This is a genomic window from Methanosarcina sp. DH2, from assembly GCF_020804225.1.
In the GTDB taxonomy this organism is placed as follows: Archaea; Halobacteriota; Methanosarcinia; order Methanosarcinales; family Methanosarcinaceae; genus Methanosarcina.
In genome coordinates this window covers 58,028-58,587 of the sequence record NZ_WJBI01000006.1, presented here as the reverse complement: position 1 = coordinate 58,587, position 560 = coordinate 58,028, and the positions used below count along the sequence as shown (strand labels likewise).

The 560-nt window shown below is 51.8% G+C and carries 1 protein-coding gene; it reads left to right on the top strand.

Annotated features, from left to right (window positions below; translation table 11 throughout):
• The coding region (locus FXV91_RS10255) for a monomethylamine:corrinoid methyltransferase (RefSeq protein ID WP_229390490.1) at window positions 1-560 on the top strand (560 nt) is incomplete at both ends.

The window sequence follows — 560 nt, the reverse complement described above, 5'->3', positions numbered from 1 at the left end:
CGCTCAGGGAAATATAGCTTCTGACTGCGTTGGCGGCCAGATAAGCTCGGACAGCCACGAAGTCTCTCAGCTCAATGAGCTCAAGATCGACCTCGATGCAATTGCAGTAATTGCCCACTACAAAGGGAACAGCAATATCATCATGGATGAGCAGATGCCCATCTTCGGAGGATACGCAGGCGGCATTGAGGAAACCACAATTGTTGACATTGCAACCCACATCAACGCCTTTGTTATGAGCACTGCCAGCTGGCACCTGGACGGTCCGGTCCACATCCGCTGGGGCTCAACCAACACGAGGGAAACCCTGACTATCGCAGGCTGGGCATGTGCAACAATCTCCGAATTTACTGACATGCTCTCAGGAAACCAGTACTACCCATGTGCAGGACCATGTACTGAGATGTGCCTCCTCGAAGCTTCAGCCCAGTCTATTACTGACACGGCATCAGGAAGAGAAATTCTCTCAGGTGTTGCAGCAGCAAAGGGTGTAGTAACAGACAAGACCACAGGTATGGAAGCCAGAATGATGGGAGAAGTAGCAAGGGCAACCGCAGGTA